This is a genomic window from Paenibacillus sp. MER 99-2 (assembly GCF_023714095.1).
Taxonomy (GTDB): Bacteria; Bacillota; Bacilli; order Paenibacillales; family Paenibacillaceae; genus Paenibacillus.
This window is the reverse complement of record NZ_JAMAUZ010000006.1, coordinates 214,847-236,127: the sequence shown is the minus strand read 5'-3', so window position 1 is coordinate 236,127 and position 21,281 is coordinate 214,847. Positions and strand designations below refer to the sequence as shown.

At 46.5% G+C, this 21,281-nt stretch carries 10 protein-coding genes; 2 read left to right on the top strand and 8 right to left on the bottom strand.

Annotated features, from left to right (window positions below; translation table 11 throughout):
* Positions 1-31: 31 nt before the first annotated feature.
* Positions 32-2,497, bottom strand: coding sequence for an S-layer homology domain-containing protein (locus M3636_RS22470; RefSeq protein ID WP_251384086.1), 2,466 nt, complete (start codon positions 2,495-2,497; stop codon positions 32-34).
* 318 nt (positions 2,498-2,815) lie between these two features.
* Between M3636_RS22470 and M3636_RS22465 the strand changes: the two genes are divergently transcribed.
* Positions 2,816-3,604 (top strand): formate/nitrite transporter family protein, encoded by a 789-nt coding sequence (locus M3636_RS22465; protein ID WP_128100408.1) that lies wholly within the window; start codon positions 2,816-2,818, stop codon positions 3,602-3,604.
* A 161-nt stretch (positions 3,605-3,765) separates the two neighbouring features.
* Here M3636_RS22465 and M3636_RS22460 read toward each other — a convergent pair whose 3' ends face one another.
* The 7 genes from M3636_RS22460 to nirB all read right to left on the bottom strand — a co-directional run bounded on the left by M3636_RS22460 (position 3,766) and on the right by nirB (position 19,588).
* Positions 3,766-4,206, bottom strand: coding sequence for an acetyltransferase (locus tag M3636_RS22460; protein WP_251384085.1), 441 nt, complete (start codon positions 4,204-4,206; stop codon positions 3,766-3,768).
* 110 nt (positions 4,207-4,316) lie between these two features.
* Positions 4,317-5,843, bottom strand: a complete 1,527-nt coding sequence (locus M3636_RS22455) for a glycoside hydrolase family 30 protein (RefSeq protein ID WP_251384084.1) — start codon at positions 5,841-5,843, stop codon at positions 4,317-4,319.
* A 122-nt stretch (positions 5,844-5,965) separates the two neighbouring features.
* Positions 5,966-8,671 (bottom strand): beta-glucosidase, encoded by a 2,706-nt coding sequence (locus tag M3636_RS22450; RefSeq protein WP_251384083.1) that lies wholly within the window; start codon positions 8,669-8,671, stop codon positions 5,966-5,968.
* A 611-nt stretch (positions 8,672-9,282) separates the two neighbouring features.
* Positions 9,283-14,256 (bottom strand): DUF4132 domain-containing protein, encoded by a 4,974-nt coding sequence (locus M3636_RS22445; protein WP_251384082.1) that lies wholly within the window; start codon positions 14,254-14,256, stop codon positions 9,283-9,285.
* Positions 14,257-14,281: 25 nt separating this feature from the next.
* Positions 14,282-14,701 (bottom strand): hypothetical protein, encoded by a 420-nt coding sequence (locus M3636_RS22440; RefSeq protein WP_251384081.1) that lies wholly within the window; start codon positions 14,699-14,701, stop codon positions 14,282-14,284.
* A gap of 462 nt (positions 14,702-15,163) precedes the next feature.
* Positions 15,164-17,293 (bottom strand): assimilatory nitrate reductase catalytic subunit NasC, encoded by a 2,130-nt coding sequence (gene nasC, locus M3636_RS22435; RefSeq protein WP_251384080.1) that lies wholly within the window; start codon positions 17,291-17,293, stop codon positions 15,164-15,166.
* Positions 17,294-17,329: 36 nt separating this feature from the next.
* Positions 17,330-19,588 (bottom strand): nitrite reductase large subunit NirB, encoded by a 2,259-nt coding sequence (gene nirB, locus M3636_RS22430; RefSeq protein WP_251384079.1) that lies wholly within the window; start codon positions 19,586-19,588, stop codon positions 17,330-17,332.
* 427 nt (positions 19,589-20,015) lie between these two features.
* Here nirB and M3636_RS22425 point away from each other — a divergent pair, with 427 nt between their 5' ends.
* The gene (locus tag M3636_RS22425) at positions 20,016-21,245 is read left to right on the top strand and encodes a nitrate/nitrite transporter (protein WP_145049560.1); all 1,230 of its coding nucleotides are present in this window, start codon (positions 20,016-20,018) and stop codon (positions 21,243-21,245) included.
* The last annotated feature ends 36 nt before the right edge of the window (positions 21,246-21,281 follow it).

Sequence of the window (21,281 nt, the reverse complement as noted above, 5' to 3'; positions counted from 1 at the left end):
AGGTGCTCCTTCAAAATGTAATCATTCCATATTATGGCGTAGGATTGATGGATGTATAGTTGCCTAGACCGTCATAGTGGTTAGCACCTTGTTCAATCCATGAGGTTGCATCATAGGATGTATCTCCATGCACAATGCCGGTTGTTCTCGTAATCGATTGAGCTGGCTTCATCATGGCAGTATCCAGAGGGTTATCCTGACCATTTTGATAGAGTTGTAAGATAAACTCTTGAGGGTTCAACTGATCCACGTTAAAAGAGATATAGTATTGATCGTCTTCGTCTATCGGGAAACCTGTAGAGTTATCTGCAATAACCAATGTGTTATAAGGTTGAATCGTCGTCCCACTTGCAAATTCAATTGGATCTCCACCATCACTACGTTTAATAGAATAACTGGATAGGTCAATTTCTTTCGAAGTCGGATTGTATAGTTCAATGGCTTGAGTTTCCTCATCTCCCCATACAACCTCTGAAATAAACAGCCCCTTACCCGCATCCGGATCTGCCACATTAACCGTAAATGTAGTCTGCGTGCTTAGAAGAGTAGGGTCGGTAGCTTTCACTGTAATCGTCGCTGAACCAGCTTTATCCTTGAAATTTAACGTCAACGTATCGGCTTGCACACTTGTCTCTACTACTGACGGGTCAGAAGAAACTGCCGTATACGTGAGGGAGTCTCCGTTTATATCACCAAACACACCTGTCAATTGAACCGGTTTACTCACTGTGCCCATATCAACATTCACTGTGTCCAGTGTTTTTAACACATAAGGAGGCAATGGTATATTGATCGGTGGAATAATAATTGGCGGAATGGTGATTGGTGGGATCGGCGGTACTGGTGGTAAGAGAACTGGCATAACCACGTAATTAAAAGATGCCGTTACACTACCTCCTTTGCCATCCGTAGCTTCTACATTAACCGCTGTAGTCCCCACTGATATAGGTGAAATTCCTAATGTTGAGCCCTGGATACTTGCACTAGCGATGCCCTGATTGATCTCCGTAATCTCATAACTCAATTCATCCTCATCCGGATCGGAAAATACAGTTGTAAGATCAATTTGTTGGACAAGACTTCCCACAATCACCGTTCTATTCATAATAGTGGCTTTGACAACAGGCGCTTGATTTTCCGGAATCGGAGGTACAACAACAGGCGGCTCTGGTTGTGGTTCTGGTTGTGGTTCTGGCTGCGGTTCCGGTTGTGGTTGCGGCTGTGGTTCCGGTTGTGGTTGCGGCTGTGGTACTGGTGATGGCGATGACGATCCACCAGATGAACCTGCACTCGCAGTGCTTGTACCCTGATTACTGGATGGTGCACTCGCAGAAGGCGTATTGCGAATGATCTGTGAGGCTACTCCGCCTTGTGGAAGCGTAACTTTGTCTGTTTTTACACTCGTAGGCAGTTGAATAAGAGACTTCACATCTTTCAGCACAATTTCTTTCCACGTGCCAGTTCCGAGAACAGTCACCTTGTCCATTGTATCTACCGTTACAGAGTTGATATCGCCATCAATCGTGATTGAGGCTACACCTGGTTTCAAAATAACCCGGGACAATGTATCGGCTTTCAAAACAACGTGATCTGCTGACACGGAAACAGTCCCTTGATAGAAGGTTCCTTTCAGATCCAAAGTGACGGAATCTTTAGCCGTACCTGTCTGGGTAACCTGAATTTCTGACACAGAAGATAAATTACGTGTGCGTGCGTCATACGTGATAACAGCGTTCTGTAGTGCTGCTTGGTTTTTGTCATTCAAAATGCTTTGCAATTCCTTGCTAATGACGAAAGGACGTCCATCAACGTAGGCAACATCGCCGTCTAATTTTGTTAACGAGGCTGTCCGCTCTCCCGTCTGAAATACGTCTACCAAAACTTTGGCAATATCTTGCCGTTCCACATAGGCCTTGGATTCAAACTTGCCCTCACTTGAATCCAACAAGCCCAGCTTCAATGCTGTATGTACCTGTTCTTTGGCCCAACCACTCACTGTAGCTTCGTCCGAAAGCGTCTGTTCTTGGCCGCCTTTGGCACCTTGTGTTCCTGTGACTCTTACCAATATCGATGCAAGCTCTTCCCTACGAATCGGATCATTGGCACGGAAGTTCCCGGATTTATCTCCAGTCATCCATCCTGCTTTTTGGATGGCTTCAATATAAGGCGTAGCCCAATCTGAATTTTTGACCCCAGTATTCAATGTTTCTTGAATGGTTAACTGTGATGCTTTGGCTAACAATACAGCCATCTCTCTGCGAGTCAAATGCTGGCGTGGATGAAATGATCCATCCGGGTAGCCTGAAATTAACCCTTGATTAACCGCTTCCTGCACCGCTTGCAGCGAAGTGGAACGAATCTCCGTTTGATCGGTAAAAACCGATGTTGTCTGACCCTGTGCTCCCCCTGCTAGATCTGCTGCATTAGCGAGTTGAGTACTCGACAGCATGCCCACTATAACCGAAGTCAGCAACACTTTTTTCCAATCCTGATTCATGTACGTTTCCTCCCAAAGAAACTCGTTTTCGGCACATAGCTTATCAGGATGTTCTGAACAAATTCTGAACAGAAATGCTAACAGTAGTTCCAATTTAAAGGAGCTTCTCCAACGTGATTTTTCGAAATCTCATTTAACATTGAAGATGGATGCAGGGTTTATTTTTTTTATTAATAATGGGTCTGAAATAAATTTAATTTTAGAGATATTCTTTTTTTGAAATAACGTGCCTCTATCTAAAAATTCGTTATAATGGAAAGAACTTGGCGAGATTGGTAAGTTTATGAATTCACACAACTTAGTCACTGGAGGATGATTATGGAAACGGAAGGTTTGCGGAATGTTGAGAGTTTAGCCTTGAAGAAACACAAGATTTTCAAACAAAGCGTAATGCGCTATATCGCACGCTCGATGTTGGCGAGTATGTTCATCGGGTTTGGGGTAATCGTTGCATTTAAGACAGGGAACTTCTTCTATATGGAACAATCCCCGTTTACATACCCAATGGCGGCAATAACGTTTGGAGCAGCCATCATCCTGATTGCCTACGGTGGCGGTGACCTGTTTACAGGCAATACGTTCTATTATACGTATGCTGCACTACGCAAGAAGCTGCGCTGGCTTGAAGTGGTGAAGCTATGGATTGCAAGCTACAGCGGGAACCTCATGGGTGCTGCAGTATTTGCCCTATTGATCTATCTCACCGGTTTGTTTGATTCAGCTCAAGTCAATGGCTTCCTGCTTAGTGTGGTTGAACATAAAATGGAAGCTCCTACGATGCAACTGTTTTTCCGAGGAATTCTATGTAACTGGCTGGTATGTCTAGCATTCTTCGTTCCAATGTTCATGAAAGAAAACGGCGCCAAAATGTTCGCCATGATGCTCTTTGTCTTCTGTTTCTTCATCTCGGGCTATGAACATAGCATAGCTAATATGTGTACCTTTGCGATTGCTCTGGTGCTGAATCATCCGGGGACTATTTCGTTTGGAGGCGTACTCCACAATCTGGTTCCAGTCACACTGGGCAATCTGGTCGGCGGTGTATTCTTAATGGGCTTTATGTATTACACCGTGAACAAACCATTCTTAGATGAGGAAACTCACTAACACACTGACCTAAACTGCGAAATAGATTGCTTCCTCAAGTCAGCAGACAAGCATCCAAGGACGTGTACAATTATTAAGCACGGAATTTAAAAATAGCAAAAACCATCTCATAAGTTGTTTGAGATGGTTTTTTGCTATTTTTGAGTTTTTATATCGTGCATTTATGAAATCTCCAGATGCAGCAGCGGGAACGGATTGCCGGATCCATCAAGTTCAGAGCGACCGATCTGTACAAATCCCATTTTTTCATAAAATTGCGCTGCTCCAGCATTCTGTTCATTCACATCCACCTTGAGATGGTGCCCTTTGAGTTTGATGGTATGCTCGATCAGCAGACGCCCTACTCCCTGTCCATGCTGACTTGGATCGACGAATAACATCTCAATAAAAGTATTGTGTAACCCGATAAAGCCGATAGGTTGTTGCTCCTTATCTAGCACTTCCCATATCTCAACTTGCCGTTGCTCTAGTATTTCACCTACCATGTCTCGATAGAACTGAATGTGATACTCTTCCAAAAACGTATGCGTTGCTTGAACAGCGCTCTCCCAGATCCGAACCAACTGCTCATGATCTTGTTCACGATATGAAACGATAAGCATCTTGAATGCACCCCATTACGAAAGAAACTGTTGAACTGACTATTATTGTAACATGCCGAGCCTACAACCAGTACCTGAGTACAACATTTAAGGCAACTATTCGCCGACGTTTAGACCGCTTTCCAGCGGAAGGTTACGGCTGACTTTGCAGGCAAGCTGTAGTGAAATTCCTTTCCATTTATCACCACTTTGAACGAGACATCTTCTTCTCCCGTAGTAGCTGCAACCAGTACCATCGTTCCATCCGGATTGCGAAAAGCAACATTCTCCAGCTTGCCTTTCTCCTGATTGGAATCCACTCTTACCGCTCCAGGGCGCACATACTTACTGATATGTCCTAGTGCATAATACTCCACATTTTGATCTACCTTGCCACTCTCTGGATCAATGGTGACGACCCCACGGCAATTCTCACAGCCACCATTGGTTGGTCCACCTTGTGGATCTAATGCGATGTTCCAGAGCAACACACTTTGCGCCCAGTTTCGCGGTGCACCAATCATAAGGTTGGACATTTGCCAGCTCAGATTTTCGCCAAAATCAGGGCTCCACGCTCCTCCACTACATTCCGTGAAATAAATAGACTTGTCCGGAAAACGATCATGTACCTCCGACATGGCAGAAGGATCACCAGCGTAACAATGAAAAGCCGAGCCATCAATATAGGTGGCAGCCTGTTTATCCCCTAGAACCTGATCGGTATATTCTACACCTTCATCCCAATTGTGATCATACGCAAGGATTCGGGTGTCTAGCTCTGCCTTTCGTAGCGCCGGAGCGAGGTAATCACGTATAAAATGTGCCTGTTCTTCAGCCCCCATACTCATACTGGGATAATTCGGAGAGGTGAATCCCGGTTCATTCTGGAGCGTAACTCCATAGATGGGCAGCCCTTTGTCTTGGTAGGCTTGAATATATCTCACAAAATATTGTGCGTAAGCTTCATATACCTGCGGATCTTCATAATTCAAATACCAACCGTGTAAGGTTTTCTCGCCATATTTCATCCATGCTGGTGCTGTCCATGGTGTGCCCATGATTTTCATATGTGGCTTCAATCCGATCACCTGTTGCAACATACCTACAACCTCCTGATCCTGATCAATCGAGAAATGTTCCATTGCGTAATCTGTTCCTGATTCCACATCATCATAGGTATAGCTTGCAGGTGCACCAGACGCATCCACCGAATAATCGGAAGCCCCGATGGTATGCCTGACCATATCCATATTTAGTCCCTCGGAGGTAAACAGATCATGAAGCAACTGTTCCCGCTTTTCTTGTGGGAGTTGGTTCATGAGATGTGCGGACGATCCTGTCATGGCTGCCCCGAACCCATCCATCGTTTGATAGGTCTTCTCAGGATTAATGCTTATAGTGTCTTCCCATGAGGATGAGCTAGTTCTTTCACTTTGAAGTAAAGGAATGGGCTGCTGCGGGGCGAGCAAGTGTTGCTGATCCCCTGTAGTCAACCACGCCTCCACCTCGGCTTGCGTCTGATCTACAGAGGGTGGAACGGGTTCTTCTCTGAGGTTACGTAATACAAGCCATACCAGCAATAATATAATGCATATGGCGAATATGATAATAAGTTTTATCCCACCTCCCAGCTTGTTCCGCGGAAGCACTCTTCTCATCTTTTTCACACTCCTTATCCTGTCTACTCGGAATTCTCCAATCATATTGCAGTCAGGATTGTCAGATCTTATTGTAGAAAAAGCCGCGGCCCTAAGGCCACGACTGATATTTCTGTTACCTGTTATTTACCTGAAGGACTTCCGATATTCACACTGCCTGTCAGACGGACATCATCCGAAGCGCTACCGACATAGATAGATACTTTACCCTTAGGCATAATCCATTCATTCGACTTCTCATCCCAATAAGACAAGGCACTGCGATCCAGCTTAATGTTTACACGTTGCTGTTTACCTGCTTTGAGATCTACCTTAGCCCAACCAGCAAGCTGTTTGTCTGGTGTCTCTACTTTTGTTGGCAGATTGCCTACATATACTTGAACCACTTCGGCACCCGAACGTTTGCCTGTATTGCGCAGGTTGAGAGACACTTCTACCTTTGCGTTATCTCCCTTGCCATTGCTCTTCACATGCAGATTGCGGTAATCAAAGCTTGTATATGACAGACCATGACCAAACGCAAATGCGGGTGTCAGTCCCTGCTTTTCATATCCTTTGTACCCTACAAAGATTCCCTCCGAATAGTTTCCTACTCCATTTACACCAGGGAACTGCGCTGCAGTTGATACTGGCGTTTGTTGGTCATCTGCTGGGAACGTTACAGGTAGCTTACCTGAAGGATTCACATCCCCGAACAATACCCTAGCAACAGCATTTCCTTGTTCCTGACCAGCATACCAAGCTTGTACAATGGATGGCACTTCTTTTTGCCAAGAATCCATCTCGACAGCTCGCCCACTCATCTGTACTACAATTGTCTTCGGATTGGCTGCCGCAACCTTGCGGATCAACTGCTCCTGGTTGTTAGGCAGTTCTAGATCGGAACGGTCTACATAACCTTCACTGTCATACGTACGTGTTACAACAACCGCCACGTCTGACTTTTTAGCCAGTTCAACAGCTTTTTGCATCTTGGCATCCACTGCATCATCTGGTGCTTCCCAGCCAAAACGAACCTGCGCTCCCATATCATGATTCGACTGTACCGGGAAATCCGTGCGATATTCAATGCGAATATTATGGGACTCTCCTTCTTGCAAAGTGATGCCTTTCTTCGTTGTGCTTAGAGTAGCACCCTGGTTATCCACAAGAAGCTGATCATCCACATACAATTTTGCAGAGCCTAAGCTCGTTAGAGATAGCTGATATTCACCCGTCTTCGGTGCTGTAATTGCACCTGTCCAACGCGCAGACATTTTGCTGTTAAACTTGGTCGGTGTCACTGGAAGTTTAGAAGACTGTGCATTGAAGCCTTCATAGTTGTAAAACCCAAGATTCATGTTGACCTGATTGTCTGTGCGAACAAGTTCAGGGTCACCTTCCATGTCTTTATTCGTCCAGTATTCTGCATGCAGGCCGAATTCTGCTTGATCTGTCCCGTAGTTCTGCTCACTCTTCTGAGCATTAGCTGGAGACAAAATGGTAGACGGTACCGCAGATGGACCATTAAATGCATCCCCTGCCGAAACAGGGTCTGTTCCCGCTGCATACTTCACATCAACGCCTTTTCCGGCACGTTTACGAATGCCTTCCAATGGACTCACGGTATACGTTGGGTTAACCAAACTACTTCCGCCTCCAGCTGCAGATGCTGTATCTGCATCCGGACCGATTACAGCAATGGAGTTCAGCTTGTTATCGGAGAGTGGCAGCATATCATCATTATTTTGCAGCAGAACCATACTCTCTTCTGCAAACTGACGAGCTTTTGCCCCATCTGCCTTCGCATTGATTCTTGTATTCGTTACAGGCTTATCGAACAGCCCTTTATCGAACATTTGAAGCAGAATACGTCTAACCTTTTCATCAATGGTTTGTTCGCTGACCTCGCCTTTGTTCACGGCTTCCAGCAGCTTACTTCCCCATTTACCGTACGGCTCACCTGGTGTTTCCAGATCGAGTCCGGCATTAGCAGATTCAACCGTACTGAAGTTGGCACCATAATCACTCATCACGAAGCCTTTGAAGCCAATCTGATCCTTCAGTATGTTCGTCAGCAGCTCTTGGTTCTCACAAGCATATGTACCATTCACCTGGTTAAATGAACACATGGCTGATCCTAGATCGGCTTGTTCTACCACAGCCTTGAACGGTCGTGCATACACCTCTTGTATCGCACGCTCGCTTGCTGTTGCATTGGTGGTAAATCGCTCTGTCTCCTGATTGTTCAGAAGGTAATGTTTCGCTGTCGCGATCACAGGATTGCTCTGAATTCCGTTCACATACGCTGCTCCCATACCAGAAGCGAGCAACGGATCCTCACCCAGTGATTCAAAGTTACGGGATCCCCACGGTGTACGTGCAATATCCAGTCCAGGGCCAAGCACTACATTATGTGTAGTATCATGAGCTTCTTGTCCGATCAGATCACCGTATTTCTTGGCTAGATCCGTATCCCAGGATGCTGCCAGAGCAATTGGCGCAGGCAATGCCGTGGACTTTTTGTCCTGAACATCCGGGTTTGCCACCCGCACACCTGCTGGCCCATCAGCCATCTGTAGTGCAGGAATACCCAGACGCTCCAGACCATCATTATAGAAACCATAATAGTTATTCACTTTACCTGTCACAAAACCAACCTTCTCTTCCAGCGTCATCGCTTGAAGTAGCAGTTCGGTACGTTCTTCCGCAGTCAAGGATGGGTTCATCCATGGGCGATCTGCCCCAGATTTTGCGGCGAAGGCGTGCAACGGCATAGCCGCAACCGCCACGATGATTAACACCATAAACCATCGTTTGAGGAAAATTAGATTGAGTCTTCTGTTCATGTTGCGCTCTCCTTCTCTCTTGATCATTTGTCTTGTCTACACGCTTGAATACATGTATACAAGGGAATGCAAACTGGGGTGTGCCCAGCTCTTCAAGCATTCAGGTAAGCCTTGCATCTTACGTTGAGCAACCATCGCTTACAAGCCAGCGAGCGATTTCGCTTTCTTACGATAGCTGACCCACGACGAGATTGCATCCCCTTAAATATGGAAATCGGCTGGATAAACGACTACTAGTTCTTATGAATCACATGATTTAAAATGCATTTAACAGCATAAGAAAACGAATTAATTACATTTCCGTAACAATTTTTGTACAAAATATTCACTTTTAAAAACAGTCTTATAGGCCCACTTGCATTCTCCTAGTTTATACAATTAATTATCAATATCAGGAAGGAGTTGTGGTGACCCTGGGTCCAAAGTCATTTTGAAACCGGATACACCACATAGACTTCATAAATAAGAACATAGAGAAGTAGCCGAAGTCCCCTTTAACAGGTACTCCGGCTATGGATTTTTATACTACGTCAGCCTATATAGATTGAACTAAACCTTTTACACGGGAACGGAGAGGACGGTAACACTCTTCGTTTTATCTATATATCATTCTAATTCTGCAATTGGGCAAGGATCTGAGGATCCTTAATTTTCTTATCTTCGGCCAGCAGCATAATCTTGGATAGAATTTCCGCAGTTCTTGGATCTTCATCCAAGAAAGGCAAGAAGATACGTCCACGGTGCTGACTATGCACCGGTATAATGTGAAGCGCTCCTGTCGCTTGTTTGAACACATTACCGCTACCTAGGTGAACAGCATACTCTCCCAGCTCACCATCAATACGCGCATAATTCCCGTCCAAACGAACATTGTCTATTTTCAGCAAACGCAGAGATTCATTGACGATTACATGACGCATCTCAATTGTTGTCAAGCTTGCTTCTGGATCTACTCCGCCCACGTGTGCAACACTCACAACCAGATCAATATCACGCATAACCTCAGAGAAGAAGATCGGTGGAACATCTTGTAATGCTACAGGCTTATACGTCTTGCGATCATAGAATTGAACCGTCTCCAGCGTAGGTGACTCCGTATCAGCCGGGGAGAACCAGTCTGCCATCGCATACAGATTGGCAATCAGGTTATGCTCATAACTCACCTTCTGTAGACCTTCTTCATAGCTTACTGTCCACTGGCGTCCTTTGAGCAGAGCCACAGTCTTTTGGGTTTGAATCTGATATCCAGCATAGCGCCGGGATACAGTACCATTCGCCAGTTCATCCTCATTAGGCAGATACAACTCTCGGAATACCTGCTTGAATGGCTGCCGCTCCTGACGGGTGAATAGATCACGTTGGAACGTACTCCATTGACCACTGTTGTACAGATGTAACGCATGTGCAATCAACAGCTCATCTTGATCTGTCAGCGGGTGGATAGAGCCTTCCTGATCCACGCTAATCAGGCCACCTGTCAATGAATCGAATCGACCTACATATTCACCATTCTTGAATATAAGGTTGCTCACTAAAGGTCGAAGAATTGGATTTTGGAACAGACTCGTAATCTCTTCACGGGTAAAAGCAGTCTCTGATGTCATGGAGCGCTCAAGCTCCTGTCTAGCTCTGCGATACTGCTGCACCAGGTCTGATTTTAACTCCTTCAATTCAGTGATATATCCATCCTTCTTAAACCTTGCAGGTACAGACTTGAGTGTTTTCCCTTTACTGATCAAGACGAGATCAGGCTGTCCTTCCTCATCAATAACCAATTGCGCTGTCGTTGTCTCATCCAGTTCATGGGGCTCAAAATAAGACTTCATCTCATCCAGCTTGCGTGCTTCCATATCCCAGATCAGACGTGTGATATCGGCGTAGCCTGCATTTCGAGCTAGATTACCCAACGCAATCTGGGATGCAGCTCCCTCGCTAGCCCGTCGCTGTGCTCCAAATTGTTTACTCTGCATTAGAAACTTCTGAATGAAGTCATACCGTTCCCGTAGGTCTTGCTCCCGTTCCTCAGCAAGTGGAATCAGACTGTATGTCAACAAATGATCCTTGTTACGCTTCTCTTCAACAGACTTCCGCATATCCTCAAGGCGTAATCTCCCTAGAGCAGCATCTGCGAACAATTGTGATCTGCGATGATTGGCTCCACCTGATATATACTTGGCACAATCATATAACAGGTTGAAACGTTCCTCACCCACTGCCGCGTACGCTTCCTCAAACCAAGCAATATCGAATGCACCATCATTGAACTCTTGTGGTGAGATTGGAGAATAATGCGCCACAATCGTTTCTTTTTCTGCCGTAAAGCTCTCGTTAATGTGGGCATGGAAGTACCATGCTGCGCTACGCAGCCCTTCCCAGCCTAGATATTTCGCCACAATTTCCATCCACTGCGGTGCGTACATCGCTGCCTCAAGTAATTTCTTCTCCTTAATTGGATACCGTTCAAGCAGCTCACGCAGAAGTTCCTCATTCTCACCAGCTCTTGGATGACATTTCTGAATCAGATAGCTGAATGTTTCTTTACGTGTTGTGTTATTCCCGTAACCATAAATATAACCACGAACGAAGGTGTCCTGATCCATTGCGGAGACAAGATGCACCCAGTGCTCCATGCCTTCAATTCGATCAAGCTTCATCGCAAGGGTGCTAACTTCTGTAGATAGCTCACCCCGCGTTAATTCAATCTCTACAATACGGTTAACAACGGTATCCCGTATATGAACCAGTGTTGGATCATCCGCAACACCCTCGGTACGGCTATACGTTAAATCTCGGATAAAGCCATGGCGATCTGCACCCGTCAACAACTGTTGATAAATCTCCTGATCGTCAATTAACTCAAGTTTGTAAGCACGTAAGAAGTCTTCCAGAGATAACAAGTTTAACGGATGTGTATCTTTGACCAGGTGCTTCAATTGATAGGCTGTCTGGAAATAACGCTTGAAGCTATTGTCATCATGGATTCTACCACGTACGAGATAATTCCATGGACCAGTTAAGATATGGAGCATACCCGTTTCCTTCTCCAGCTGTTCCTCCGGCATACTCGCTATAATAAATGCCCACGCCTTCTCAGCTATCTCGAACGTATCCGCCTTGTTGCTATCCTCAAAAGCAGCTGTAACAATCGCTTCCACTTGCTCGGAATACGTCAATTTCTTAAACAGTTCCTTCAATTCTTTTAAATAAGCTAAAGGGTAGATCTGCTCTGCAAACTCCTTGCGCCAACCCTCCAGCAACGGAATCTTCCGCAGCTCATCATATTCATATGCCTGACTGTAATAGCTGTAATGGTCGTCCAAATTTTTATTCAAATCGTGGAACCGCATGCTGAAAACGAGTTGTAGCAATTCCTGGTGATCTAGTCCGTTATGCTGAATGAAATTCCCCCACACCTCATGTAACGGGAATTGCTCCATTAAAGGCATTTCATTACGTTGCGTATAAGGAACCGTCGCGCGCAGGTTAGCACCAACCAGAAGTGTTTCTTTGTAGCCTGCGTAATACTCCACTTCATATTCCACATCTCTATGTTCATGCACCAACGCATCAAGCGCACCAAGGAATTGTTCCGCCTTTTCCAAGGAAAGGCGGAACATCTCCTTCACATTAAAGCTCCCAAAATCACGCTGCTCCTCAAGCAAAGGCTGCTCCCGTGAAGGGTCGAACAAACCAAATCCATTCGCAGCGGTATACTGACTATTCTGCTCGTTCAGCTTATCCAGCAATTTCTGCTCCTTGGCTGACGGCGCTGTAATTAGCTCTGCTAATGGCTGCAATTGGTTTTGTTGTGATGTTCGCTCCGGATCGGATGCAATCTCTGTCAACAACTCAAGCGCACCTAGTCGCTGCAATTCACCTTTGGCAGTCAGAAGCCGTTTCAATGCACTCTCAAGCTCATCAACAGGTTGAAGCAGCAGCACCTGTATAACCTTCTGGCGTAGTGAACCAGTCTTCAGTTTGAGCAAAGCCTCAAGTTGCTTCATTTCGTCTGTCGTCAAGGTAAGCTTCTTCAGCTTCACTAGCGCACTTTCACGGTTCGTCATACTTTTATCTGATAAACTATCTAGAATAAACTGGCGTTGAACCTCCTGATTCGGATCTTGTAAAAATAAAGTTAGAAGCTCCCCTCTCAGATCGGGGCTGAGCTTGTCTTTTAACGCAACCACTTCGCTAATCCATTCCGAATCCATATCGTAGGCTGCTAAATAGAGCATCTTCTTCACAACATCATCCACATCAATGCGATACTGAACAAATTCAAGAACACCTGACGGCCCTCCGGCTCCTGCCTGAGGAATGAATTCTAACATCTGCTTGAATATGTCAAAATCCCGTCGCCGTACAGCTTTATCTGAAAATACAGGAAGTGGCCAGACATGCACCCTACGCTGTTGGTCTCCATCGTCAAAACGACCCCAATCATAGGTGTACATCGCATCGTAATTTTGAACAATCCAGTGCATGAGTTCCGTGTCATGTCCGCCAAGATACTGACGCGCCAGAATCAATCGAAGCTCTCGGTTCTGGCTGTTCGCAAGCACATATTGAGCCACAATTTGTTGATATAATTGGCCTTGATCCATGATCTGGATCACCTTGGCTCCCAGTTCATTCTCTTCAATTACTGCGGTAGCCCAGAGACTAATAAACAGCTTATTTGCGTTATCTTCCAGTTGCCATGCTGCGCGTACTTCAGAATCAACAAGAGCCTCGTAAGCCTGTGTTATGAGTTGGGTCGCAACGCGCTGATTCGCCGCCTCTATACCAATACCTGTCCAGACAGCAAGTGCACGCACCACCGAGCTGAACCGGATCAGATTGTTGTCGATGATAATTTTTAATATGTATATATAAGCCTCAATCGTACCTTCATCCATACGCTCAACGATACTCTGCCGCAGTCCCTCCTGCAGTCTTGCAGCAACCAGTAGTTCACCCACCATCTGATACGCTTCGGCCTGGTTACTCAGTACAATGCCTTTGATCATCTCGCCGCTTAACAGTACGTTCTGGTTGTCTCCATAGATGATGTCATGTAATGCCTGCTTCATCTCGCCGTGATCATGATCCAGCTCATAAGCAATACAATCGGGGAGCACCCATCGGATTTCGTATTGATAATCGAACTTGTACTCACGAAGCGACACATATTCGGTCAGAGAGAATGCGCGAAGCTCCATACGGAACAGCCCGACTAGCTTGCGTAATACTTGACCCATATGCAGTACAGGATCAGCTGTACGGAACGGTCTGCGTTCATAGTTACTGCTGTATGGATACTTCGGCGCTTGCTCCGCAATATAACGGAACCGTGCACATAGTTGCTCACTTGCCACATGCTCCAGTATGTCTAGAATAGGCTGGAACAATGGACGACCAGTGTCTGCCGCCAGTTGTAGTAATGTATGTCGCATATTTAAATAGAGCTTTTCGTCTTCACGCAAATAACCCAACCCAGCCAGTTCTACAACATAAGTTGCTAGCTCATGCTGTTCTTCTGGCAAAGATGCTGCCTTTTCCCGTAACCCATTCAGATATACCTGTTCCTGCTCTTGCTGATTCATGCAATTCTCCTCCTTTAGATACGTCCTACCACAAACGACCTACTAACATGGTAAAGCGGATAAAGACCAGTTCATCACCCTCACGCAGCGTTAACGGTTCATCCAACTGATGTACTTCTTCTTCATTAACAAACACTTTATATAAACCATCTTCATGTGCTAACACGGCCGTTTCGATCGCCTGCTGCAGCTCAGGAACCCCTTCATGATTAACCGCTCCAAAGCCCACTTTCCCCGCGGCTCCCTGGGATTCAATCTCTTCAGGCATGAGGTATGCGAGCCATTCTACTTGGCTTTTCTTATCCTCAAGCGCCTGTATTTGCAGCGTAACCATATTGCTAATAAGTTGTCTCAGCGTGCCCGTTGTTTCCGGAAGTTCGGTAGCTTGTTTGGCGAGAGCAGGCTTTCGTTTGCCCAGACTCTTGACCGTGACCCATACATTCACTCCGTCTCCCCCTTCCTATAAATGAACTATAAATATTTACACTGACCACTCCGATGACAGAATAACCCTTCGATCGCTGTTATCCCCAGATTTTTCTGATTCCCTTTCCAATGGGGAAAATCCGGGGATAAAGGCGAACGCTACGCTTCTTCACGTTATTTCTGTCCTCTCCGTTCTTGTGTAAATTGCTAGTTCAATTTATCTATTAAATATATCCATTATCTCATTGATCGGCCCTTGAGTGCCAATTACAGAGCTAGATTACGAGACTCCCTTATCAAAATCAAAAAAATACGTACATATGTGCCCCTATTTAGTATGATAACCAAATCTTTCTTCACATACATGAGTCATTTCTCATGTTTTATATGAAACCTATGAACTAGCTCACAAGCATAGCAAAAATAAAGAAGGTCCCCTCTTTACGAGGAAACCTCCACTTCATTTACACAAAAGTGTATATCATACCAAACGCAAAGGACGAATCGTAACCGCTGCCGTCTTGAAGCCAGGCATCCGACAATACGGATCCAGCTCAGGTCTTGTAGCTCTGTTCACATTCTGAATACCGCCCCAGTGCATCGGTACAAACAACGTATCTTCACGGATATGCTCCTTCACCCTGCTTCGTACCGAGAAACTGCCATACACGGATTGAACCTCCACCCATTCACCATCCCGAATACGATGACGGGCAGCCGTAACCGGATGAAGCTCAACAAAGTTCTCCAGCTCGCGAGCTTCAAGCGTCGGGCTTCGATGCGTCTGTACGCCGGTAAGATAATGCGGAAGCACACGTCCATTCGTAAGAATTAGTGGGAATTCTCGGGATACTTCATCCCAACCCGGACTCGCTTCAGCGGTAAAGGAAGCTCTGCCGTCGGCGTGAGCAAAGCGTTCAGCAAATACTAATCCTTCGCCTGTGGTCTCCAGTGACGGACAAGGCCAGTAGATTCCTTTTTCGTGACGTAGACGTTCATACGTGATTCCATAATAATCAGCAATTCCTCCCCGGCTGGCTTCTCGCAGTTCATTGAAGATCTCCTCGGCAGACTGGAATTGAAAATACGAAGCCTTGCCCATCTCCGCAGCGATGCGACATAAGATGTCCCAATCATGAAGCGCCTCACCTGGTGCCGGTACCCCCTGCTCACGAAGCAGAACACGGCCTTCCAGATTCGTTAAAGTCCCCTCGTTCTCCAGATACGCTGTAACGGGTAGCACCACATCAGCCATCCGTGCTGTATCGGAGAGAAACATATCTGCCACGACTAGAAAATCCAGCTTACGCAGACCTTCTTCCACCAAGCGTACATTCGGATTGGATACAACTGGATTCGACCCCATGACGAATAGACCACGAATTTTCTGATCATGAACCAGTTCCATCATTTCATAAGCAGAGACCCCTTTTCCCGGCAAACTCGCTGGGTCCACACCCCACACGGATGCAACATAGGTACGATCTTGTTCATTTTCAATCGAACGATAACCTGGCAACTGATCGGCTTTCTGACCATGCTCCCGACCACCTTGACCGTTACCCTGACCAGTGATTGCGCCATAACCACAGCCAGGTTTACCAATATTGCCTGTCGCCAGCACCAGATTCAGAAAATGGCGAACCGCCATATGTCCATCGGTCTGTTGTTCAACCCCACGGGCAGTCATAACCATTGCGGTATCCGCCTGACCATAAGCAAGTGCAGCCTGACGAATCTGTTCAAGCTCAATGCCGCACTTGGCGGCGGCCTGCTCCAGATCCATCTCCGCCAGTTCCTGCTGTAACTGTTCAAACCCGTGAGTTCGATCCCCTATAAAATGATGATCTACATCGCCTGCATCTATAATTAGTTTCATCATGATATCTGCCAACAACGCATCCATTCCCGGTTTAACTTGTAAATGGAGGTCGGCGATCCCTGCAGTTGTAGTCTTGCGTGGATCAATCACGATAATAAATGCCCCATTCTCTTTTGCCTCATTAAAGTAAGGAAGGAGTGTGGGCTGACATTCGGCAATATTCGTACCGGCCAGCACAATACAACGTGCGAGCGGAATGTCCGATAAACGAAACGTTAGTCCCCGATCCATGCCAAACACCTTACTGCCAGCCGAAGCCGCTGCCGACATACAGAACCGTCCGTTATAGTCGATGTACTTCGTTCCTAAACCAATCCTCGCGAATTTGCCGAGTAAATAAGCCGTCTCATTGGTAAGAGAGCCCCCACCATACACACCAAGTGTGTCTGCTCCATAACTCTCTTGCAGATGGCTGAACCGTTCCGAAATGAACTCTATTACCTCGCTCCATGAACTGATTACAAGTTCACCATCCCGACGGATTAGTGGATGCAACAAACGTTCTTTGCTGAGCGCGTGTTGATGTGCATTCATGCCTTTGACGCACAGCCGTCCTTGTGAAGCCTTATTCGGAACCCCTTCGACGATGTATTCCGCTCGACGTTCACCTGTAACCGACCTAGCCACTTCACGCACTGTCATCTTACATTGCACACTGCAATAGGGACACTGCGTTTCCTGTACCTGGAGCATTGAAGCTGTCTTCTCCGCATTCATAGATGGTGTCATCCTCATCCCGCCATTCCACTAAAATGATAGTTCACATCATTTCTGACCTTGCACAGCCGTCCTTCCATCTGATAAAACTACGTCCCGAGCATATGAGGCACTCGCCATCTCGGCGTTCTTTCTGTTCACCAGCTCGCCCTGCAACTGATAATCCAGCAGCGTCTCTCGGATCGACATGAATCCTAGCCGCTCCGACCACGCCCACATCGGTTCGTCAAACTGTGCTGTCTGACGATACCACTGGAGACACGCCGAGCCCAGTCTCACCGCATCCTCCACCGATTCCGCAAGCCCCAACAACCCACCTTGCTTCACCGGATGCTCTGCATGCCCGCCAACATATACCTCCCAACCAGCCGGAGAAGCTTGCAGACCTAGATCTTGAACAACAGGACTAAGAGGTGACCCCATCCTTGCAGCTACTGCAATCCTAACTGGAGCAGGCATCGCCATACCTCTCCATGCCAGGCGAAGTCGATCCGTCAAGAGTCCACTCGCATCAGACCCCGAAAGAGCATCATACATAATGTCATCACTGTACACCGTAGTTCCATGAGCTTGCTCTGCCCCGTAAACACCCCATTCAGGTTTAAAGTCCATGCCCGTAACTCCGCGTGTTAGTACTTGTGCATAATAACGAAGTACTGGTTCGCAAACCTCACATCCCGATGCTGTTTCCCAGCTCAGTTTTTGCAGCAACCCATTCTTCTCTGACTCCCAATCGATTGCACGTTGAGTATCCAATATCAACCCAACTGAAGAAAATTGATCACGGAATATCTCTTCCATCGCGCTCTTGAGTCCATCATGTCCCAGTGTTGTACAACCACATACCGCTAGCTCCGCCTGAGCCTCTTGGGTATCCACAGCAGTACTCGCACCTTTACCGTTCTTCTGGAGATTATGTGTGTGCTTCACCAGAGCTACGACCATCGGACGACATCCACCACATGAGCCTGATGCTTTCGTTCGCTCCTTAACCTGATCGGCATTCTGTAACCCATGCTCTTGAATTGCCTGCATAATCGCCGATTTGCTAACATTGTTGCAAGCACATACCGTGTCTTGTGCAGGTAATGCTGCAGCCGCTTTTTCCGCCGGATCAGGTTCTCCATCACGTGGTCGCAACTCAGCTACGTCAGCCCCCCGTTGAACAAGACTGAGTAATCCCGTTCCTTCCGTCGTATCCCCGAACAAAATAGCGCCTCGAACCTTGCCTGCTTGCATAAGCACCTTCTTATAGGTTCCCTGAACACCATCCAGCATCTGCACGGCTGTCTGCATGCCTTCACCGCTAATGTCACCTGCGGAGAAGACATCCACACCGGATACTTTCAGTTGTGAATACGGGATTGAGCCTGCATACGCTCCTGTTTCCTGCTGGCATAACGTACGAGCTAGAACCTTCCCTTGTTCAAATAATGGAGCCACAAGTCCATAACTGATCCCCCGATGCTCCGCACATTCACCCACCGCGTATACATCTTGAACACTGGTACGCATAAAGTCATCAACAACAATGGCACGATTGGTATATATTCCACTCCGTCTAGCTAATTCAACATTAGGGCGAATACCTACAGCCACGATCACCACATCCGCGTCTAGCCTCGAACCATCCGTAAAAGCCAGACCTTGAGCCTGCGATCTGCCCACAATTTTCTGCGTATTCTTCGATAGAAGGAACTTCATTCCTTGACTCTCCAGTTCCCGCTGTAACATATCCGCGGCTTGAGCATCCAATTGACGGTTCATAATATACGGTGCGTTATGAACAACAACCGCATCCATGCCAAGGTGCAGAAGCCCTCGAGCAGCCTCTAGTCCAAGCAAGCCACCACCAATAACAGCGGCCTTGCCGTATTGTTTCGAGTATTGAGCCATGCGCGTACAGTCATCCACTGTTCGAAATGACATCACTCTCTCTTTATCTACACCTGGAATCGGTGGGATGAATGGAGATGAACCTGTTGCTAGGATCAGGATGTCATAAGATTCCGTCATTCCAGATGCCGTCTCTACATCTTTCGTCTGCGTGTTGATTCTAGTAACCGTCTCGCCTGTATGAAGCCGGATCCCATGCTGTTCATACCAACTCCAATCGTTAAGTATGATATCCTGCACCGTATGCTCACCTTGCAGAACTTTGGACAGCATAATCCGGTTATAGTTAGGCCTTGGCTCATTACCATAAATCACAATGTCATACGTATCCGGAGCAATGGCGATGATCTCCTCGATACACTTCACGCCAGCCATACCATTTCCGATGACCACCAGCTTCTTTTTATCCATGAGCTACCCCCTACTCGTTCACACGCTGATAAAAAAACAGAAAAATCCCTTCTCCATCATTCGGAAAAGGGCACCGTTGCCTCCGGAATTTCACACGCCATTGTGTGAATTCATATTAGATTCAGATTAAGTTAAAATTTAAATGATGTCAACATAATTAACATAAAAAGAAGATAAAGCATTGAAAATTAGGTTATTTTAAATCTCATGTAATTTTTGTTGACATACTCAAAATACTTTTTTATAATTTGAATCAAAATCACAGTGCTGTGATCCTATCGGGTGCGGAAACACAATGACGTGTTACGCCAGTCGGCAAAGAGGCCGCAAATCGTTCAATGATCTGGACGATTTGTGGCCTTTTTCTATTGGATTACACACCACGTGTAAGAAATATTTTCAAATGGATGAGGAGCGATGATGGATGATGGAGAGCAAAAGTTTTTGGAAAAGCGGGCATAAACCTACCCTCTTTGGTGCATTTTTGTATTTTGATATCAGCTTTATGATCTGGGGTATGCTTGGCCCACTGGCCGTTGTCATTGCCTTGGATTATCCGATGACTCCCCTAGAGAAGGCTAATCTCGTGGCACTCCCTATTCTGGGCGGCTCAATTCTTCGACTTGTACTCGGATTTATGTCCGATTATATTGGCCCGAAACGAACGGCTCAGATTGGTATGATTGTCACTATTATTCCCTTATTATTAGGCTGGTTATGGGTAGAATCACTAAGCCAGTTATATGTAGTCGCACTTCTGCTCGGTGTTGCAGGTGCTTCATTCGCAGCAGCCTTGCCACTTGCAGGACAGTGGTATCCGAAGGAACATCAAGGACTTGCCATGGGGATCGCAGGAGCAGGGAATAGCGGAACCGTTCTCGCTACATTGTTCGCTAACCGGTTAGCTACGCACTTTGGCAGTTGGGAAGTCGTATTTGGTCTAGCGATTATCCCCATCGTGATTGTATTTATCCTCTTTTCCATCTTCGCCCGTAACAGTCCGAACCGTCCTGAACCGAAGAAATTATCTCAATACGGAAGCTTGTTGAAGCAAAGAGATGCCTGGGTGTTCTGCGCATTCTACTGTGTAACCTTTGGTGGTTTCGTTGGATTATGCAACTACCTGACTATCTTTTTCAATACTCAATACGGACTGTCACCTGTTCGTGCAGCAGATATCACTACCTTTTGCGTTATTGCAGGCAGCTTCTTCCGACCTGTCGGCGGTTATCTGGCAGATAAACTCGGCGGGACACGCATGTTAACCTTCCTCTATACAGGAGCGTGTATCATGCTGGTAGGTGTCTCCTTTATCCCTCCACTTCCTGTGGTTGTCGTAATGTTATTCCTAGGTATGATGTGTCTTGGTGCCGGAAATGGTTCGGTGTTCCAACTGGTTCCTCAACGGTTTGGCAATGAAATTGGACTCATGACCGGAATTGTTGGTGCAGCCGGTGGACTTGGCGGATATGCGCTGCCTCTCATTCTTGGCCAACTGTATAGCTCGTACCAATCGTATACGCCAGGCTTTGTCATCCTCAGTTTGATCGCTGCGGCATCCATGCTGTTAGTGCTGGTTATGCAATCCAAATGGCGTGCTCACTGGTTGAAAGGTTCCGTTACGAAACAAGCAGATGCTCCCTCCATGTCCTCCTGATGACACCCGAAAATGGATTGCGGTATGGCATGGGTT